The sequence below is a fragment of the Klebsiella sp. GN_Kp190 genome, from assembly GCF_040061795.1.
In the GTDB taxonomy this organism is placed as follows: domain Bacteria; phylum Pseudomonadota; class Gammaproteobacteria; order Enterobacterales; family Enterobacteriaceae; genus Klebsiella; species Klebsiella michiganensis.
On record NZ_JBEAFN010000015.1, the window covers coordinates 86,786 to 106,917 of the forward strand.

Genomic DNA, 20,132 nt, shown 5'->3' on the forward strand with positions numbered 1-20,132 from the left:
GTCCTTATTCAAATCAGTGACGGCCGAAAACGGGGCGTTTACGGTCAAAAGTCCATCCGGGGATCAGGTACTGCATTGGGCCTGAGTCATTACGCGCGCCGCCGGGCAGCTTTTTATACGCCTCATGCGCTTTCTGTACCTGCTCCCAGTCCAGCTCAACGCCAAGTCCTGGCGCGTCCGGAACAGCAATTTTTCCGTGCTTAATCTCCAGCGGATTTTTGGTCAGACGGCAATCTCCCTCCTGCCAAATCCAGTGGGTATCGATGGCCGTGGGGTTACCCGGCGCCGCCGCGCCGACGTGGGTGAACATGGCCAGTGAAATATCAAAGTGGTTATTGGAATGACAGCCCCAGGTCAGGCCCCAGTCATCGCACAGCTGCGCCACGCGCACCGCGCCGGACAGGGTCCAGAAGTGCGGATCGGCCAGCGGAATATCCACGGCGTTCAGCATCACCGCATGGCCCATTTCGCGCCAGTTGGTGGCGATCATGTTAGTTGCCACCGGCAAACCGGTGGCGCGGCGGAATTCCGCCATCACTTCGCGGCCGGAAAAGCCCTGCTCGGCGCCGCAGGGGTCTTCGGCGTAGGTCAGCACATCGTTCAGCCCTTTGCACAGGGCGATGGCTTCATCCAGCAGCCAGGCGCCGTTAGGGTCGACCGTAATGCGCGCATCCGGGAAACGCTTCTTCAGCGCGCGGGCGGTTTCGATCTCCTGTTCGCCGGGCAGCACGCCGCCCTTGAGTTTGAAATCTTTAAAGCCGTAGCGATCCTGCGCGGCTTCCGCCAGCCGCACCACCGCCTCGCTGTTCAGCGCTTCCTGATGACGCAGGCGATACCACGCGTGGCTGCCCGGCGTGCTTTCCAGATAGGGCAGATCGGTCTTCGTACGATCGCCCACGTAGAACAGGTAGCCCAGCACGGTCACCGCATCGCGCTGCTTGCCCGGCCCCAGCAGTTCGCAAACCGGCACGTTGAGCGCCTTGCCCAACAGATCCAGCAGCGCAGCCTCCAGCGCCGCCACCGCGTTCACCCGCAGTTCGAACGTCCAGGCGCCTTTACCAAAGGTGTCAAAATCCGCGGCCTGGTTGCCTTTATGCACCTGCTGAACCACTTTATTCAGGCGGGCGATTTCCTGCCCCAAAACCATCGGGATCGCCTCCACCAGCGTCTGATAAATCACCTCGCCGCCGGGCGCTTCGCCGACGCCGGTATTGCCGGCGCTGTCGGTCAGCACCACGATATTACGGGTAAAGTACGCGTTATGGGCACCGCCGATATTGAGCAGCATACTGTCCTGCCCGGCTACCGGGATAACCTTCATGTCGGTGATAACGGGGCTCGATTGCGTTGTCATGATGATTGTCCTGCCACAGGTTTCAGTTCAATACGCTTAATATCGCCGACCAGAACCAGATAGCTCAGCACCGCCACCAGCGCATGGACGCCCACATAAATCAGCGCGCCGTTAAACGAACCGGTGGTGCCAACGATGTAGCCAATCGCAATCGGCGTCACGATGCCGGAGATATTGCCGAACATGTTGAACAGACCGCCGCTCAGCCCGCTGATCTCTTTCGGTGCCGTATCCGCCATGACCGCCCAGCCCAGCGCGCCGATGCCTTTACCGAAGAAGGCCAGCGCCATAAAGCCGATAATCATCCACTCCACGTTGACGTAGTTACAGAACACCATCACCATCGACAGCAGCATCCCCATCACGATCGGCGTTTTACGCGCGATGTTCAGCGAGCCGGTACGACGCATCAGCCAGTCGGAAATAATCCCGCCGAGCACGCCGCCCGCGAAGCCGCAGATAGCCGGCACCGAAGCGACAAAACCGGCTTTCAGAATGGACATGCCGCGCGCCTGCACCAGATAAACCGGGAACCAGGTGATAAAGAAATAGGTTAAAGCGTTAATGCAGTACTGTCCGATATAGACGCCAATCATCATGCGGGAGCCCAGCAGCTGCTTAATTTGCCCCCATTTTACGCTAAACGGCACCTTGGCTTTGGCCGCCGCCTGATCCATGTTGATCAGCGCGCCGCCTGCGGCGATGTAATCGAGCTCTTTTTGGTTCACGCCCGGATGCTGGTTGGGTTCATGAATGACCTTCAGCCAGACAAAGCTGATGATAATCCCGAGTCCGCCCATAAAGAAGAACACGTGCGACCAGCCCACCTCATGGGTCAGCCAACCCATGATTGGCGCAAAAATAACGGTGGCAAAGTATTGCGCGGAGTTAAAGATAGCCACCGCGGTGCCCCTCTCCTGCGCCGGGAACCACGCCGCGACGATACGGCTGTTTCCGGGGAAAGATGGCGCTTCGGCCAGGCCGACAAGGAAACGCAGGGTAAACAGCGCGACGATAATGCCGAAGCCGCTGAAGATATCGACGAAGCCCTGCAGCAGGGTAAACATGGACCAGATAAAAATGGACCAGAAGTAGACGCGTTTTGAACCGAAACGGTCAAGCAGCCAACCGCCCGGGATTTGGCCGATCACATAGGCCCATGAAAACGCGGAGAAAACATACCCCATGCCAACGGCGTCAAGACCAATATCTTTGGCCATCTCCGATCCGGCAATGGATAAGGTGGCGCGGTCGCCGTAGTTGAAGGATGTGACGATAAACAGCATCACCACTATCCAGTAGCGAGCATTGGTGCGCTTTTCAGCGCCGCTCGCCGCCTGACTTAATGAACTCATTGTTGCACTCCTGAATCATAGCGTTAGCTACGTTCATTCTGAACAGCACAACCTGTAGGGTACTCAGAATGACGTGTTAGTGTTTTTCATTGTTTTCGTTATATCTGGCACTGCATTGGGAACTGGCAGGGAAAGTATAAAAAGAGGGGCTGGCGGGCTCACCGTGCAAATACACAGCTTTCACCGGCTGAGTAAATGTGATTTATGGCGTATGCCTAATGAGATGGGGGATGGTTCACGGAAATGAAAAACCGCGCGCGTTCAGAGGCGGAAACGGCGGTGCAAAAGGCAGGAGTGTGAATCAACTCTCTTGACCCCGTGAAATAGCCCGGTAAAGGCCCTGGCATTACACAGGTTTTAAGGCAAATGCCCGAAGCCAGCTACGTGGAGAATTGGTACGATCTTTTTGACCGTTAATCTGGCTCTGGCATTGAACATCAGTAAAAAAGGAGCGCCCTCTAGTGTAGGGAGAGGGCGAAACTTTTTAATCGAGCAGCGACGCCCACTGCGTTACCCACGGGTTAGAGACGCTTTCGGGTTCCGGATCTTCGCTGGCGTCAATCATCAGCATCTCGCCAACGCGCGTGCCGCCCTGTTCCTGCAATAACGCATCAAACTTTAGGCCGCCGCCGCAGAAGTTAGCGTAGGTGCTATCGCCCAGGGCGATAATCCCATAGCGTAAATGCGGCTGATACATATCTTTGATGCCTTCGTACAAGGGCACGATACTGTCCGGTAAATCACCCTGTCCGGTGGTCGATGTCACCACCAGCACATATCTACCGCTATACGACTCCCAGTCTTTGACCTCGGGATCCTCAAAGACTTTCGCCTGATGCCCCAGCCCGCTCAAAATAGCCTGCGCCTCTTCGGCGACCAGGAGCGAATTTCCATACATCGTGCCGACAAAAATTCCGACTTCTGCCATGACTATCTCCCTGAATTGACCTGTATCTCTTCATCCTGACCGCAGTCGTCGGCAAACTCAACCCTTTCATTTAGCGGGAGAAGGCCGCGCCAGCCAAACTGCGACAGCGCGCGCATCCAGACGTCGTCAAGACCGGCGCGAATAACCAACGGTTCGCCGGTAAAGGGATGCGTTAACGAGAGCTGGCTGGCGTGCAGCATCAGCCGATCGCAGCCAAAGTGCGCCGCCGCGCTGCGATTCTGCCGCAAATCGCCGTGTTTGCTATCGCCGATAATCGGATGGCGAAGATGGGCAAGATGGCGACGTAGCTGGTGTTTACGTCCGGTTTTCGGTTCCAGCTCCACCAGGCTATAGCGGGTCGTGGGGTAACGGCCGGTCGCCACCGGCATCTCTACCGTCGCCAGGCCGCGATAATGCGTCACCGCCGGCTGCGGGTCTTTATTTTCGCGGGCAAACTTATCGGCGATTTTATCCAGTTCCTCAACCAGCGGGTAATCAAGCACCGCTTCGTCGTTCAGCCAGCCGCGAGCGATCGCATGATAGCGTTTCTGCATTTGATGCTGCTCGAACTGCTGCGACAGCAATCTTCCCGCTTCGCTCGACAGCCCCATCAGTAGCACGCCGGACGTCGGCCTGTCGAGGCGATGGGCGGTGAACACGTGCTGGCCTATCTGGTCGCGCACGGTCTGCATCACCACCACTTTTTCATCACGATCCAGCCAGCTGCGGTGCACCAGCCAGCCCGATGGCTTGTTCACCGCGACCAGCCACTGGTCCTGATATAAAATCTCCAGCATCAGGCTTCGCCGCCGGCAAACAGCGCATCCAGCAGGACCAGTTCGGCCAGCACCCGCTCGCGCACGGGGTGAGCATTATCCAGAGCCATCTCATAATAGGGCGCAACGGCGAAGTTCTGCGGCAGCGGCGTTCCGCTTTCCAGAAGCTGGTGCATACGCGGAATCAATACCCACTGCAGCCATTCAAGCGGCTCCATGGTGTCGAGGCAAAACGGCTGTTCGCTGGCAAACGCGCGGCTATCGGGGGCACTATCCTGCCAGTGTTCCGTTTCGCGCAGCAGCGCTTCAATGGCGAGCAGGCGCTCGCGCACGCGATGGTCAAGAGTCATGGGAAACCTCGGTGAGTTAAAAACCGGCGCAGAATAGCAAATTCAGACGAGAAATAAAAAAAGGGAGCACTGTATAAAACAGTGCTCCCGGTTCGTTTTGCAGCAATCCAGCTACATTGGTGCTCCCTGCTCGTCCTTGAAAACTTTTCCTGAGGTCTCCTGACCATGTTCATCCATAAACAGTTGCATCCTGCTTTCACACCACCCCGATGCGAAATAACTCATCCTTAAGTCTGTCCTGATCTTCCTGATCCACCGAACGTCCCGCTCGGCTCTCGTTCTCCTTCCTGGAGGTGTCCTTTTACGCAATCCTGCGTTATCCTGTGCTTCATCCTGAAGCCTGTCCTTGCAACGCCATCCCGGCGGGTCCTGCAGAAGCGTCATCATCCTGATGTTCACTTCGTTTATCAACTCCCTGTCGATGTGTATAGAATCCCTGATTCCGCCCTGTCTTACAACCCTTGTTAAGACAATATCTTAAGATTAATCGTCAGTATCCTTAATGAGAAAATCATTAATCACTTGAAAAATATTATATTTCTTAAAATACGCCCCCTGAAGGATCGGCTTAAATGATGACGATCTCTTACAGGTCTTGTAAGAGATCTCTCACAAAAGTTTGGGTACTGTGGATTACAGAACTGGCTTAAGGGAATTAAGGAAACTCGCAAGCGAGGGAGAAAGGGTCGTCCGTTTTCGGGTGCCGAGGGTCTCTTTGATCACTTCACCGCTCATATTACAGACCGAAATGACCTCCAGTTCGCTGTCCAGCGTGGCGATAAACAGCGTGGGCGACAGCTTCAAACGCTTTTGCACCAGCAGATGACCAATCAGATTCTCCTGCACCCGCTGGAAATCATCCGGGCTCCAGGTTTGCAGCAGCGTCATGGTTTCATCGGCAGTTTCATCGGCAAAACGCGCCTGCATATCGCCGGCAAACTGAGTGGTATAATAAGCATGAAGCGGTTGTTGTACCACAATCTCCAGCGCCCGTTCAACCGCGTCAATATTTTGTGCTAATGAAAACGGCTGCGGCTGCCAGAAAACGCCGTCATCATCCGTGCCGTTGACGCACGGCGACGGGATACCGTAAAGCTCTTCGCTGCGCGGCAGGCTGGAGCGCTGCTGCTGCCACGCCTCACAATAACGTTGGGTAAATGCTTGTAGCGCTTCTGCGGTTTGCTGGTCCACCGGTTTCTCTCTTCACGTTAGACAGGATACACTTGGCATATAGTGTAACCGCTTTAACTATGGTGAAACATGTCTTCTTACGATAATCATCAGGCGCTGGCTGGCCTGACGCTCGGAAAATCAACCGATTACCGCGATACCTACGACGCAAGCCTGCTTCAGGGCGTCCCGCGCAGCCTGAACCGCGACCCGCTGGATCTGCACGCCGATAACCTGCCGTTTCACGGTGCCGATATCTGGACGCTGTATGAGCTCTCCTGGCTGAACGCCAAAGGCCTGCCGCAGGTCGCCGTGGGCCACGTGGAGCTCAGCGATACCACCGTAAACCTGGTGGAATCAAAAAGCTTTAAGCTCTATCTCAACAGCTTCAACCAGACGCGCTTTGCCGACTGGCAGGCGGTCGAGGCGACGCTGGCGCGCGATCTCAGCGCCTGTGCGCAAGGAGAAGTGAAGGTAGCGCTGTATCGCCTCGATGAGCTCGAAGGCCAGCCGGTCGCTCATCTGCACGGTACCTGCATCGACGATCAGGATATTGAAATCGATAATTACCAGTTCAGCGCCGATTACCTGCAGGACGCCGCGGCCGGCAAAGTGGTCGAAGAGACCCTGGTCAGCCATCTGCTGAAGTCCAACTGCCTGATTACCCACCAGCCAGACTGGGGGTCGGTGCAAATCCAGTATCGCGGGGCGAAAATCGATCGCGAAAAGCTGTTGCGCTATCTGGTGTCATTCCGCCACCACAACGAGTTCCACGAGCAGTGCGTAGAGCGCATCTTCAATGACATTCAGCGTTTCTGCCAGCCGGAAGCCCTTTCCGTTTATGCGCGCTACACGCGACGAGGCGGTCTTGATATCAACCCGTGGCGCAGCAATACCGATTTTGTGCCGGCCACCGGTCGCCTCGCCCGTCAATAGTAAACATTTTCACAATTTGCGCGCGTTAACCCGCGCGCAAGGTTGTGAAAACGCCATCAGCAGGGCTATTGTAATCACAGGAAGACGATAATCGTCCTGTAAGGAGTTCACTTGATTACACATGTTAGCCCGCTTGGTTCAATGGATATGCTGTCGCAGCTGGAAGTGGATATGCTTAAACGCACCGCCAGCAGTGACCTGTATCAACTCTTTCGCAACTGCTCGCTTGCTGTGCTCAACTCGGGGAGCCTGACCGATAACAGCAAGGAGCTTCTGTCTCGTTTTGAAAACTTCGATATTAACGTGCTGCGTCGCGAACGCGGCGTGAAGCTGGAACTGATCAACCCGCCGGAAGACGCTTTCGTTGACGGGCGTATTATCCGTTCCCTGCAGGCCAACCTGTTTGCCGTACTGCGCGATATCCTGTTCGTCTACGGCCAGATCCACAACACCGTTCGCTTCCCGAATCTCGATCTTGAAAGCTCGGTGCATATCACCAACCTGGTATTCTCCATTTTGCGTAACGCCCGCGCCCTGCACGTCGGCGAAGCGCCAAACATGATTGTCTGCTGGGGCGGCCACTCGATTAACGAAAACGAATATCTGTACGCCCGCCGCGTCGGCACCCAGCTGGGCCTGCGCGAACTGAATATCTGTACCGGCTGTGGACCGGGCGCGATGGAAGCGCCGATGAAAGGCGCCGCGGTCGGCCACGCGCAGCAGCGTTACAGAGACAGCCGCTTTATCGGTATGACCGAGCCGTCGATTATCGCCGCCGAGCCGCCGAACCCGCTGGTGAACGAACTGATCATCATGCCGGATATCGAAAAACGCCTGGAGGCGTTCGTGCGCATCGCCCACGGCATCATCATCTTCCCGGGCGGCGTGGGCACGGCGGAAGAGCTGCTCTATCTGCTGGGCATTTTGATGCACCCGTCGAACAAGTCGCAGGTTCTGCCGCTGATTCTCACCGGGCCAAAAGAGAGCGCCGATTATTTCCGCGTGCTGGATGAGTTTATCGTCCATACGCTGGGTGAAGCCGCCCGTCGTCACTATCGCATTATCGTTGACGACGCCGCGGAAGTGGCCCGGCAGATGAAAAAAGCGATGCCGATGGTGAAAGAGAATCGCCGCGAGACCGGCGACGCCTACAGCTTCAACTGGTCGATGCGCATTGCGCCGGACCTGCAGATGCCGTTCGATCCGACCCATGAGAATATGGCCAACCTTAAGCTCTATCCGGACCAGCCGGTGGAAGTGCTGGCAGCGGATCTCCGCCGCGCCTTCTCCGGTATCGTCGCCGGTAACGTTAAAGAGGTGGGTATCCAGGCTATCGAGAAATTCGGCCCGTATAAGATTCACGGCGACCCGGCAATGATGCGCCGCATGGACGATCTGCTGCAGGGCTTTGTGGCGCAGCATCGTATGAAGCTGCCGGGCGGCACCGCTTACATCCCCTGCTACGAAATCTGTTCCTGAGTTCTCTTCTGCTCTTCTCCCGGGCGGCGGCTTACGCCCCCGGGCTATTTCTCCCCGCCCGGGCGGCACTCTTTCTCCGCTTTTTCGCTTCTGCATTCGCCCGTATGCTTTCCAGATAAATCATTCCTTTTATGAATTTTTAGCATCGCCTTTACAAAAGCCAATCGTTTGCGTTTCCAAAAACTGCAATAAATATCACCAGGAAAAACGCCTTTTAACGTAAAAACGTCGAGAACTTCGCATTTTTACAGTAAAAACCTCGTTATTACGTCGCGCCACTATTCTCTCATATGCTGAAAATGATAGCCTCCGCGCCACAAATCTCTGGCTGATCACCAGAAACAGGCTGTTGGACTAAAATTGCTTACATTTAAAGTGGATTATTGCATTTGAGATCGCGATCACTGATGCATTCACCATATAAATGTATCTTCCCGCACCAATTGTTACGGAGAAAATGCCTAAAAAACCGTAAACAAACGAATTTCATATTATTTGGTCTTTTTTATTCAATAGATTTTGTTGCTTCCTCCAGGAGATACAGATGGAAACCACTCAAACCAGCACCATCGTTTCGGATGCTACCCGTAGCGGTTGGCGTAAGACGGACACCATGTGGATGCTGGGCCTGTACGGCACGGCTATCGGCGCGGGCGTCCTGTTTCTACCGATCAACGCCGGCGTCGGCGGTATGATCCCGCTGATCATCATGGCGATTCTGGCCTTCCCGATGACCTTCTTCGCCCACCGCGGGATGACCCGTTTCGTGCTGTCCGGTAAGAATCCGGGCGAAGACATCACTGAAGTGGTCGAAGAGCATTTCGGCGTTGGCGCAGGTAAGCTGATTACCCTGCTCTACTTCTTCGCCATCTACCCGATTCTGCTGGTCTACAGCGTGGCGATCACCAACACCGTGGAAAGCTTTATGCTGCACCAGCTGCACATAACGCCGCCGCCTCGCGCCATTCTTTCCCTGATTCTGATTGTCGGCATGATGACCATCGTGCGCTTCGGCGAGCAGATGATTGTGAAAGCGATGAGCGTGCTGGTGTTCCCGTTCGTGGTCGCGCTGATGATTCTGGCCTTTTATCTGATTCCGCAGTGGAACGGCGCGGCGCTGGAAACCCTCTCCCTGAGCAGCGCGACCGCGACCGGCAACGGCCTGTGGATGACCCTGTGGCTGGCGATTCCGGTGATGGTGTTTTCTTTTAACCACTCGCCGATCATCTCCTCCTTCGCCGTCGCGAAACGCGAAGAGTACGGCCAGGGCGCAGAGAAAAAATGTTCCAGCATTCTGGCCCGCGCGCACATCATGATGGTGCTGACCGTCATGTTCTTCGTCTTCAGCTGCGTACTGAGCCTCTCCCCGGCGGATCTGGCGGCGGCGAAAGATCAGAACATCTCGATTCTGTCTTACCTGGCGAACCACTTTAACGCGCCGATCATCGCCTGGATGGCGCCGATCATTGCGATGATCGCCATCACTAAATCCTTCCTTGGCCACTACCTGGGCGCTCGCGAAGGCTTTAACGGCATGGTGATTAAATCCCTGCGCGGTAAAGGCAAGTCCATCGAAATCAATAAACTGAACAAAATCACCGCTCTGTTCATGCTGGTCACCACCTGGATTGTGGCGACGCTGAACCCCAGCATCCTCGGGATGATCGAAACCCTGGGCGGCCCGATTATCGCGATGATTCTGTTCCTGATGCCGATGTACGCGATTCAGAAAGTCCCGGCGATGCGTAAATACAGCGGCCACGTCAGCAACGTTTTCGTGGTGATTATGGGCCTGATTGCTATCTCCGCGATTTTCTACTCTCTGTTTAGTTAATATCCCCCGCGCCGCCTGACGGCGGCGCTCCCGACAGCACTGGATGCATCATGATCAGCGTATTCGATATTTTTAAAATCGGCATTGGCCCTTCCAGCTCCCACACCGTTGGACCGATGAAAGCGGGCAAACAATTCACGGACGATCTTATTGAGCGCGGGCTGCTTTCCGAGGTAACCAAAGTCGTCGTCGATGTCTACGGCTCCCTTTCCCTGACGGGAAAAGGCCACCATACCGATATCGCGATTATTATGGGCCTGGCGGGCAACCTGCCGGATACCGTCGACATCGACGCGATTCCCGGCTTTATCCAGGACGTCAACACCCATGGCCGCCTGATGCTGGCAAACGGCCAGCAGGAAGTGGCGTTCCCGGTCGATCAGTGCATGAATTTCCACGCCGACAACCTGTCGCGGCATGAAAACGGCATGCGTATTACCGCCCTCGGCGGCGAGAAGGTTCTCTACAGCCAGACGTATTACTCCATCGGCGGCGGGTTTATCGTCGATGAAGACCATTTCGGCGTGACCCGCGAGGCGCCGGTCGCCGTACCTTATCCGTATAAAAACGCCGCCGATCTGCAGCGCCACTGCCGCGAAAGCGGGCTATCGCTCTCCGGGCTGATGATGCAAAACGAGCTGGCGCTGCACAGTAAAGAAGCGCTGGAGCAGCATTTTGCCGCGGTCTGGGAAGTGATGAGCAGCGGAATTGAGCGCGGCATCACCACCGAGGGGGTTCTGCCGGGCAAGCTGCGGGTGCCGCGTCGCGCCGCCGCGCTGCGCCGGATGCTGGTAAGCCAGGACAACACCAACAGCGACCCGATGGCGGTCGTTGACTGGATTAACATGTTCGCCCTGGCGGTTAACGAAGAGAACGCCGCCGGCGGACGCGTCGTGACCGCGCCGACCAACGGCGCCTGCGGTATCGTACCTGCGGTGCTGGCCTACTACGACAAGTTCATCCGCAAAGTGAACGCCAACTCGCTGGCGCGCTATATGCTGGTCACCAGCGCCATTGGCTCGCTCTATAAGATGAACGCCTCGATTTCCGGCGCCGAAGTGGGCTGCCAGGGTGAAGTCGGCGTAGCCTGTTCAATGGCGGCGGCCGGTCTGGCTGAACTGCTTGGCGGCAGTCCGGGTCAGGTATGCATCGCGGCGGAAATTGGTATGGAGCACAACCTCGGTCTCACCTGCGATCCGGTTGCCGGCCAGGTGCAGGTGCCGTGCATCGAGCGTAACGCTATCGCAGCGGTCAAGGCGGTCAACGCCGCGCGTATGGCCCTGCGCCGCACCAGCGAGCCGCGGGTGTGCCTCGATAAAGTCATCGAGACCATGTACGAAACGGGCAAAGATATGAACGCCAAATATCGTGAAACCTCGCGCGGCGGCCTGGCCATGAAGATTGTCGCCTGCGATTAACGCCCCCCTCCCGGTATGCTGCGGCATGCCGGGCTTCCTTTCCCTGCCCTCCTCCTTCATTTATGTTATATAAATGATAATTTAGTTATTTATTAGTTATAAAGACGATTTGTTACCTTACGGAAAAACCGCTCAAGGAGAACAAATCATGCTCAGATTATCCCGCCCGGCGCTGCTGCTACTGCTTGCAGGCTTATCCGCTTCCGCGCTGGCGAAAGCGCCGGAGACCGTGAATATCGGTTATCAGAAAGCTAATATCTTCGCGCTGCTTAAATATCGCGGCACCCTCGATGAAAGCTTCAAAAAGCAGGGTATCGCCGTCCGCTGGATTGAATTTCCCGCCGGGCCGCAGATGCTGGAAGGGCTGAACGTCGGCAGCATCGACCTCGCCGCCACCGGCGATGCGCCGCCGGCCTTTGCCCAGGCGGCGCAGGCGGATCTGGTCTATTTAGCCCACTCCCCGGCGAACCCAAAAACCGAGGCCATCGTGGTGGCGGAAAACTCGGCAATTAAGAGCGTGGCCGATCTTAAGGGCAAGCGCGTGGGGCTCAATAAAGGCTCCGACGTAAACTACCTGCTGGTGACCGCGCTGGAGAAAGCCGGGCTGAGCTATAAAGATATCACGCCGGTCTATCTGCCGCCTGCTGACGCCCGCGCCGCCTTCCAGCGCGGCGCTATTGACGCCTGGGTTATCTGGGATCCGTTCCTCGCCGAAGTGGAAACGAACGCCAAAGCGCGACAGATTGGCAATGCCGAAGGGCTGGTGCCGCACTACACCTTCTACCTGGCCAGCCGCAAATTTGCCGACACCTATCCGGATACCGCAAAGCAGGTGGTGGATGAGCTGGGTAAACTGAGCGAATGGGCCAACAGTCATCAGGACGATGCCGCCGGGATCCTCTCCACCTCAACCGGGCTGGATAAGGCTATCTGGCTGAAGACGCTGGCGCGTCTGCCTTATGGTGCCGAGCGTATGACGCCTGCGGTCTATAACGAACAGCAGGCGCTGGCGGATACCTTCACCCGTATCGGCCTGCTGCCGGTGAAAGTCGATGTTCGCAGCGCGACCTGGTCGCTGGATAAGCAGTAAGTCTTCCCTTCCCGGGTCGCGGCGCAAGCGCCTTACCCGGGCTACCGGCCCGCAGACGGCGGTGGATCCGTAGCCCGAGCGCCGCCTCCGGGAAAAACCTCCCGCCCCACAGTTCAGCCCCTCACCCTTCGAGGAGAGGGGGACCGGCAAAATTAACTCACCTTCTCTTCACTTCCGACCGCGACCTGCGCGCCGTAGCGATAGCCTGCGCCCGGATGCGGCGCAGCCAGCCGCGGGCCGGCGCCAAACAGCTTCTCGCGCAGGGTTCCCTCGCGATACTCCTGCTTAAACACGCCGCGCTTTTGCAGCTCCGGAACCAGCAAATCCACCACGTCGCGGAAGGTTTCGTGGGTCACCGCATAGGCGAGGTTAAACCCATCGACGTCGGTCTCTTCGACCCAGGACTGCAGCTCATCGGCGACCGTCTGCGGGCTGCCGACCACCAGCGGCCCGAAGCCGCCGATCCCCGCCCAGTCCGCCAGCTTCTGCACGGTCCACTGGCTGTTCGGATCGGCGGTGGAAAACGCCTCGACCATCGACTGAATCGCGTTGGTATGCAGATACTCCAGCACCTGATCCGGCTGATACTGACCAAGGTCGATGCCGGTCCAGCCGGAGAGCAGAGCCAGCGCCCCTTCGTAGCTAACGTACGGTTTATACTCCTGCCATTTAGCCTGAGCTTCACGATCGGTTTCGCCGACGATGACCGTCTGCATATTGAAGATCAGGATGCTGCGCGGATCGCGCCCGGCCTCCTCGGCGCGACGGCGAATATCCGCCACCGTCTTTTTCAGCAGCACTTTCGACGGCGCGCCGACAAATACGCACTCCGCGTGGCCGGCGGCGAACTGCTTGCCGCGGCTGGAGGCGCCCGCCTGATAGAGTACCGGCGTACGCTGCGGCGACGGCTCGCAGAGGTGGATCCCCGGCACCGAGAAGAAGTTCCCCTGATGGTTAATCGGGTGAATTTTTCGCGGATCGCTGAAGATCTTACGTTCCCTGTCGCGCAGCACCGCGCCATCCTCCCAGCTCCCCTCCAGCAGCTTATAGACCACCTCCAGATATTCATCGGCATAGTCGTAGCGGGCGTCGTGGTCGGTCTGCGCTTTCTGGCCAATATTACGCGCCCCGCTCTCAAGATAGGAGGTCACGATATTCCAGCCCACTCGCCCCTTGGTCAGATGGTCGAGGGTTGAAAGACGGCGGGCGAACGGATAGGGATGCTCAAAAGAGAGCGAAGCGGTCAGGCCGAATCCCAGATGCTCCGTCACCAGCGCCATCGGCGTAATCAGCGCCAGCGGATCGTTGACCGGCACCTGCGCCGCCTGGCGGATCGCCGCATCGCCGTTGCCGTTCAGCACGTCATAGACTCCCAGCACATCGGCGATAAATAGCCCGTCAAACTTGCCCCGCTCCAGCAGACGCGCCAGGTCGACCCAATACTCGAGGTCTTTATACTGCCAGGAGCGGTCGCGCGGATGGGCCCACAGCCCCGGCGACTGATGGCCGACGCAGTTCATATCAAAAGCGTTCAGACGAATTTCACGTTGTGATGACATAGCACTCTCCACGGCGCGCCCCGCTGTCGGGACGCGCGCATAATCATTAAAGGAATCAGGGGATAAAAGGCGTTCAGAACGCCGGACATCGGGCGGATTGTTTGACGCCCAGGGTCCGCAGCGCTTCGTCGGCCACGGCGGCGGCATGGTCGGCCACCTGCGGCAGCCCCATTAATTCTCCGAAATACGCCCGCGCGGCGGGTCCGGAAACCAGCAGATTGGGCGTAATCCGCCCTTCCCGGCCTATCGCCCGCGAGCGGCGATCGACGTCCAGGCCAAGGCCGAACGCATCGGCGCGAATCAGCCCACGCTGGCTCAGCTGACGCAGCAGCGGCTGGCTGTCGGTCAACCCGCCGTGCGCCGGGCCGGTGGTTAAAATAAAGTGGTCAGCGCTCAACCGCAGCGTTTCACCGCGCCGGGGCGCCAGGGTTAGCGCCAGCTTTTGCGCGTCGCCTTCCAGCGCCGTCAGCCTGGCCGCCAGCACCCGCAGGCTGCCGTCGCGCTGGCGCTGCTCAAGGACCCCGGCGACCTGCGGAGCGATACGGTAGCGGTGAACGTCCCAGTAGCTGCGCAAATGACGCAGGAAGCGCTGGCGATCGGCCACCGTCAGCCCCTGCCAGATGCTCTGCCCCTGATTACGCACCGCGTCCAGCACCACCTGCCAGGCCTGTCCCTGCTCCGCCGCGCGCTCGATATCCAGACGGATTTGCCGCAGCCGCTGGCGCAGCGTTCCGCGATCGTATTCGCCAGGCCAGGGTTCACTACTGCCGCTGAGGTTGCTGCGGGACAGCAGCCCGCGGCGTGAAAATGCCGCGATCGGCCCCCGATGGCCCAGACGCGTCAGGGTCGCGACGGTGTCCGCCATCGTCAGGCCGGTGCCCATGACCGCGACGCTCGCTTCCGGGGCGATAGTTGCCAGCACGCCCGCTCGCCAGGGGTTAGCGATGAGCGCCGGATGCGTTGCGAACGGCGTCGCCAGCGACGGCAGCGACGGCGGCGGATGGCTGATGGCCAGCACCAGCAGATCGGCCTGCAGCCGACGCCCGCCGTCGGTGACAACTTCACCATGATTAACGCTCAGCGCCTGCTCGCGCAGATGCGTCAGCCGCCCGCCGCTGGCGCGCGCCTCCTCGGCGAAACGCTGGGCGACATAGCGGCCAAACTGACCGCGCTGCGGATAGACCGCGCCGTCTGCCAGCAGGGCATGAGGGTCATCCGCAAAGGCGGGTTGGCTGCGGTACCAGCGATCGAACGCGCCCTCCTCTTCACCGGCAAGCTGCATCCGCGCGGCAGGAACGTTAATCCGATGGCTCGGTTCGGTCGTGGAGTAGGCCACGCCCGCGCCGGGCACCTCGCGCGGCTCCAGCAGCGTGACCCGCACGCCAACCGGCGCCAGGCGCAGGAGATGAATCGCCACCGCCGCACCGCTAAATCCGCCGCCGACAATCACCACGTGCGGTTCAGTTTGCATAGCCCACCGCCTTCACAAATCGGTGTAACATACGCGCCTCCTCAGCTTGCGCTGACCTGTTTCACCGGACGCTTATCGCCGCCGATGGTTTCGCCAAACGGGCCGGTATTGACGCTACGCGCCTTCGGCTGATCGTGGCCTGCCAGCGGCAATAGCGGCATGACCAGGTCAGCGAAACGATGGGCTTCTTCCAGATGCGGGTAGCCGGAGAAGATAAAGTTGGTGATACCGAGCGCCTGATATTCACGAATGCGTTCTGCCACCTGCTGCGGATTGCCGACCAGCGCCGTCCCGGCCCCGCCGCGCACCAGCCCCACGCCCGCCCACAGGTTCGGCGCAATACGCAGATTGTCGCGCGATCCTTTATGCAGCGAACTCATTCGCGCCTGGCCGGTGGAGTCCATACGGGCAAAAATTTTCTGCGCCTGGGCGATAGTTTCGTCATCAAGGTGTGAAATCAGCCGATCGGCGGCGGCCCATGCCTCCTCTTCGGTTTCGCGAACAATCACATGCAGACGAATCCCGTACTGCAACGTGCGGCCCCGCGCGGCGGCGCGCTCGCGCACTATCGCCAGCTTTTCGGCCACCAGCGCCGGCGGCTCCCCCCAGGTCAGGTAGGTATCGATTTGATCGGCGGCGACGTCGATGGCTTCCTCAGAGGAGCCGCCAAAAAACAGCGGCGGGCCGTTTTCCTGTACCGGCGGAAACAGCACTTCCGCGCCTTCCACGTGGATATGCTCGCCGTGATAATCCACCTTTTCGCCTTTCAGCAGGCGCGAGTAGACGTCGAGAAATTCGCGGGTGACCTGATAGCGTTCGCCGTGGCTGAGGAAAATACCGTCGCCTTTGTTCTCCACCGGATCGCCGCCGGTCACCACGTTAATCAGCAGCCGACCGCCCGACAGGCGGTCGAGCGTCGTCGCCATCCTCGCCGCCAGCGTCGGCGGCTGCAGGCCCGGACGAACGGCCACCAGATAGCGCAGGCGGCGGGTCAGCGGCGCCAGCGCCGAGGCCACCAGCCAGGAGTCTTCGCAGCTTTTCCCCGTTGGGATCAGCACGCCGTAGTAGCCGAGGCTGTCGGCCGCCAGCGCCACCTGCTGCAGGTAAGGCAAATCAACCGGGCGTCCGCCCTCCGAGGTGCCCAGGTAGCGGCCATCGCCGTGGGTGGGCAGAAACCAGAACACGTTGATTTTATCGTCGGTTTTTTGCGTCATTATCCATTTCCTATATAACCATATCCGATATTTATCGAAGAGTTGTTTTAATTTGGTTATATGAGTGTTAGCGATAATCGTGCCAATGGTGAATAAAAAATTAACACTATAAATTCAGTGAGTTACAAAAAGTCGAACCTTACGCCGCTGTTGCAAATGCCGCAGCCAATGCGTCCGGACTGCGGCATTTGCAACAGACCGGCGAGTTAGCCCTCTGGTTTCCGTCCCCGGCACAGGATAACTTCAGGGCATCAAATACCGGAGGTCACCATGCTGAATCCTGAATTTCCATCCTCTACGCCCGCGCTGATCGACCCGGCGTCAAAAGCGTTTCAGAGCCTGCTGGATAAACTGGCCCCCACCGAGGCGACCGTGCTGATTGTCGGCGAAACCGGCACCGGTAAGGAGGTCGTCGCCCGCTACCTGCATCACCATAGCCCGCGCCGCCACCGGCCGTTTCTGGCCGTCAACTGCGGCGCGCTCAGCGAAAGCCTGGCGGAAGCGGAGCTGTTCGGCCATGAAAAAGGGGCGTTTACCGGCGCGGTACAAGGCCATCCCGGCTGGTTCGAGGCGGCGGAGGGCGGCACCCTGCTGCTCGATGAAATCGGCGAGCTTAGCCTGCCGCTTCAGGTCAAACTGTTGCGCGTTCTGCAGGAGCGCGAAATCACCCGCGTCGGCTCGCGCAAGGCCATTAAGGTGGACGTGCGGGTGATCGCCGCCACCCACGTGGACCTGATGCAGGCCATCCGCGAGCGTCGTTTCCGCGAAGACCTCTACTATCGCCTGAATATCGCCCTCGTCCCGCTGCCGCCGCTGCGCCAGCGTCGCCAGGATATTCCCGTACTGGCGGACCATTTTCTCTCGCTCTACGCCCGCCGCCTGGGCCGCCCGGCTCGTCGTCTGGCCCCGGAGACGCTGGCAAGGCTGATGGAGTACCCCTGGCCGGGCAATATTCGCGAGCTGGAAAACACTCTGCATAACGCGGTATTGCTGAGTAAAGAAGAGGAGATCGGCCCCGCCCAGCTGCGGCTGACGACGCTGAACAATGAGCCCTCGGCGGCGGGCGATAATGAGCTCGACGATTTTATTCGTCGTCAGCTTTCCCTGCCGGGCGAGCCGCTGTGGGAGAGGGTCACCGGGGCGTTAATACGCGGCGCGATGGCCCACAGTGACGATAATCAAAGCCAGGCCGCGGCGCTGCTCGGTATTAGCCGCCACACGCTGCGCACGCAGCTGGCCAATTTTGGCATCATTAAAAGCCGCCGCCGTCAGGAGCCTCTCTTCGGCGCGGCGGTCAACAGCGTCTCTCGCGACCGGGAATTGCGCATCGGCTTCCAGCGCTTCGGCAATCTTGGCATCCTGAAAGCGCGGCAAAGTCTCGAGCAAGCCTTTGCCAGCCGCGGCGTCAGCGTGCTGTGGAGCGAATTCCCCGCCGGGCCGCAGCTGCTGCACGCCCTCGCCTGCGATGAGATCGATTTTGGCACCACCGGCGAAGCGCCGCCGGTTTTCGCTCAGGCGAGTAACGGCGAGCTGGTCTACGTCGCCTGGGAACCGCCCGCTCCGCAAAGCGTGGCGATGGTCGTCCCGCAGCACAGCGACATTCGCACCATTGCCGACCTGCGCGGCAAGCGTATCGCGCTGAATAAGGGCTCTAACGTGCACTGGCTGCTGCTGCATATCCTGGAAGAGGCCGGGCTGGCATTAAACGACGTCAAAGTGGTCTATATTCCGCCGAAATATCCGCTGACCGCCAGCGATTACCTGGCGGTGGACGCCTGGATGATGTGGGATCCGCTGCTCAGCGACGCGGAATATAGCGGCGAATTACGGGTTGTTGCCAGCGGCGAGGGGCGCGTCAATAATCACCAGTTCTACCTGTCGCGCCGCGACTACGCCAGCCGCAATAGCGATATCATGCAGCGCCTGTTAGCCGAGCTGGCGCAGACCGGCCAGTTTATTGACCAGCACCGGGAGCAAGCCGCCGGACTGCTCTCCGCCGAGCTGGGGCTTAACGCCGCCTCTCTGACGCGCGCCTTATCGCGCCGCAGCCATCGTCCGCGGCCGATGGATCTCAACGTGATTCGCGCCCAACAAAGTATCGCCGATCGCTTTTACGCGCTGGGGCTTATCCACAAACCGGTTTCGGTGCGCGAGGCGGTCTGGTACGGCGAAGCCACCAATAGCGATCTCGGCCTGCTGATGCACGTTGATTAGCCGGAAACTGCGAGTCATCTTCCTGATTTCCCTGGCGCCAATAGCCTCATCCGCGCGGCGATGTTACCCTGAAAGGCACTGCAATAAGAGCCTATTTATGAGGATATTCGTGGCCGTTCATCTGTTAATCGTCGACGCACTTAATCTGATTCGCCGCATCCACGCGGTGCAGGGGTCACCCTGCGTCGACACCTGCCTGCATGCGCTTGAACAGCTGGTGGTCCATAGCCAGCCAACCCACGTGGTGGCGGTATTTGATGATGAAGACCGCGGCCACGGCTGGCGACATCAGCGTCTGCCCGATTATAAAGCCGGGCGCGCGCCGATGCCGGAGACCCTCGAAGCGGAAATGCCGGCGCTGCGGGCGGCGTTTGAGCAGCGCGGGTTTCGCTGCTGGGCGCTCAGCGGCAGCGAAGCCGACGATCTTGCCGCGACCCTGGCGGTCAAAGTGGCGCAGGCCGGCCATCAGGCAACCATCGTTTCAACCGACAAAGGCTACTGCCAGCTGCTGTCGCCAACGATCCGCATCCGCGACTATTTTCAGAAGCGCTGGCTTGATGCGCCGTTTATCGCCAAAGAGTTTGGCGTGACGCCGGAACAGCTGCCTGACTACTGGGGGCTGGCGGGCATCAGCAGCTCAAAGGTTCCCGGCGTGGCGGGCATTGGGCCGAAAAGCGCCGCCCAGCTGTTAACCGATTTTCAGGATCTGGAAGGGATCTACGCGCGGCTGGCGGACGTGCCGGAGAAGTGGCGCAAGAAGCTGGAAGAACAGAAAGAGATGGCCTTCACCTGCCGGGACATCGCGCGCCTGCAAACCGATTTACAGCTGGACGGCAACCTGCAGCAGCTGCGGCTGGCACGATAGCGCCGGGCCGCGGTGCGCGCGGCTTCCCGGAGGCGATGCTGCGCATCTGTCCGGGCTACCGGACCGCAGACGGTGAGCGCATTCCCCGGGTCGCGGCTTACGCCTTACCCGGGCTACCG

The 20,132-nt window shown here is 58.9% G+C and carries 16 protein-coding genes; 7 read left to right on the forward strand and 9 right to left on the reverse strand.

What is annotated here, in order from left to right; translation table 11 throughout:
• Positions 1-13: 13 nt before the first annotated feature.
• The 6 genes from ABLU67_RS12255 to syd all read right to left on the reverse strand — a co-directional run bounded on the left by ABLU67_RS12255 (position 14) and on the right by syd (position 5,954).
• Positions 14-1,354, reverse strand: a complete 1,341-nt coding sequence (locus tag ABLU67_RS12255; protein WP_064358547.1) for an enolase C-terminal domain-like protein — start codon at positions 1,352-1,354, stop codon at positions 14-16.
• On the reverse strand, positions 1,351-2,709 hold the full coding sequence (gene gudP, locus ABLU67_RS12260; RefSeq protein WP_004124361.1) for a galactarate/glucarate/glycerate transporter GudP: 1,359 nt from the start codon (positions 2,707-2,709) through the stop codon (positions 1,351-1,353). The genes ABLU67_RS12255 and gudP overlap by 4 nt, the downstream gene beginning before the upstream one ends.
• A 484-nt stretch (positions 2,710-3,193) precedes the next feature.
• A complete protein-coding gene (locus ABLU67_RS12265; RefSeq protein ID WP_014226602.1) occupies positions 3,194-3,637 on the reverse strand; it encodes a flavodoxin in 444 nt (147 codons plus the stop codon).
• A gap of 2 nt (positions 3,638-3,639) precedes the next feature.
• Positions 3,640-4,434, reverse strand: coding sequence for a tRNA pseudouridine(65) synthase TruC (gene truC / locus ABLU67_RS12270; protein ID WP_014226603.1), 795 nt, complete (start codon positions 4,432-4,434; stop codon positions 3,640-3,642).
• On the reverse strand, positions 4,434-4,763 hold the full coding sequence (locus tag ABLU67_RS12275; RefSeq protein WP_014226604.1) for a YqcC family protein: 330 nt from the start codon (positions 4,761-4,763) through the stop codon (positions 4,434-4,436). The genes truC and ABLU67_RS12275 overlap by 1 nt, the downstream gene beginning before the upstream one ends.
• Before the next feature lie 633 nt (positions 4,764-5,396).
• Positions 5,397-5,954, reverse strand: coding sequence for a SecY-interacting protein (gene syd / locus ABLU67_RS12280; protein WP_014226606.1), 558 nt, complete (start codon positions 5,952-5,954; stop codon positions 5,397-5,399).
• Between the two features lie 69 nt (positions 5,955-6,023).
• Here syd and queF point away from each other — a divergent pair, with 69 nt between their 5' ends.
• The 5 genes from queF to ABLU67_RS12305 all read left to right on the forward strand — a co-directional run bounded on the left by queF (position 6,024) and on the right by ABLU67_RS12305 (position 12,690).
• Entirely contained in the window at positions 6,024-6,869 is an 846-nt protein-coding gene (gene queF / locus ABLU67_RS12285; RefSeq protein WP_004853651.1) for an NADPH-dependent 7-cyano-7-deazaguanine reductase QueF, read from the forward strand.
• A 111-nt stretch (positions 6,870-6,980) separates the two neighbouring features.
• On the forward strand, positions 6,981-8,348 hold the full coding sequence (ppnN, locus tag ABLU67_RS12290) for a nucleotide 5'-monophosphate nucleosidase PpnN (protein WP_004853652.1): 1,368 nt from the start codon (positions 6,981-6,983) through the stop codon (positions 8,346-8,348).
• A gap of 544 nt (positions 8,349-8,892) precedes the next feature.
• The gene (locus ABLU67_RS12295) at positions 8,893-10,182 is read left to right on the forward strand and encodes an HAAAP family serine/threonine permease (protein ID WP_004124376.1); all 1,290 of its coding nucleotides are present in this window, start codon (positions 8,893-8,895) and stop codon (positions 10,180-10,182) included.
• A 50-nt stretch (positions 10,183-10,232) separates the two neighbouring features.
• Entirely contained in the window at positions 10,233-11,600 is a 1,368-nt protein-coding gene (locus ABLU67_RS12300) for an L-serine ammonia-lyase (RefSeq protein ID WP_032751051.1), read from the forward strand.
• Between the two features lie 148 nt (positions 11,601-11,748).
• A complete protein-coding gene (locus ABLU67_RS12305) occupies positions 11,749-12,690 on the forward strand; it encodes an aliphatic sulfonate ABC transporter substrate-binding protein (RefSeq protein ID WP_014226608.1) in 942 nt (313 codons plus the stop codon).
• Positions 12,691-12,842: 152 nt separating this feature from the next.
• Here the strand turns inward: ABLU67_RS12305 and ABLU67_RS12310 are convergent, their stop codons facing one another.
• The 3 genes from ABLU67_RS12310 to ssuD all read right to left on the reverse strand — a co-directional run bounded on the left by ABLU67_RS12310 (position 12,843) and on the right by ssuD (position 16,934).
• Entirely contained in the window at positions 12,843-14,249 is a 1,407-nt protein-coding gene (locus ABLU67_RS12310; protein WP_014226609.1) for an LLM class flavin-dependent oxidoreductase, read from the reverse strand.
• 73 nt (positions 14,250-14,322) lie between these two features.
• Positions 14,323-15,720, reverse strand: a complete 1,398-nt coding sequence (locus tag ABLU67_RS12315) for an FAD-dependent oxidoreductase (RefSeq protein ID WP_348852313.1) — start codon at positions 15,718-15,720, stop codon at positions 14,323-14,325.
• 41 nt (positions 15,721-15,761) lie between these two features.
• Positions 15,762-16,934 (reverse strand): FMNH2-dependent alkanesulfonate monooxygenase, encoded by a 1,173-nt coding sequence (gene ssuD / locus ABLU67_RS12320; protein ID WP_014226611.1) that lies wholly within the window; start codon positions 16,932-16,934, stop codon positions 15,762-15,764.
• A gap of 270 nt (positions 16,935-17,204) precedes the next feature.
• Between ssuD and ABLU67_RS12325 the strand changes: the two genes are divergently transcribed.
• Positions 17,205-19,148: a sigma-54-dependent Fis family transcriptional regulator gene (locus ABLU67_RS12325; protein WP_049079281.1), complete on the forward strand. Its 1,944-nt coding sequence runs from the start codon at positions 17,205-17,207 to the stop codon at positions 19,146-19,148.
• Between the two features lie 109 nt (positions 19,149-19,257).
• Positions 19,258-20,013, forward strand: coding sequence for a flap endonuclease Xni (xni, locus tag ABLU67_RS12330; RefSeq protein ID WP_014226613.1), 756 nt, complete (start codon positions 19,258-19,260; stop codon positions 20,011-20,013).
• Positions 20,014-20,132: the final 119 nt, after the last annotated feature.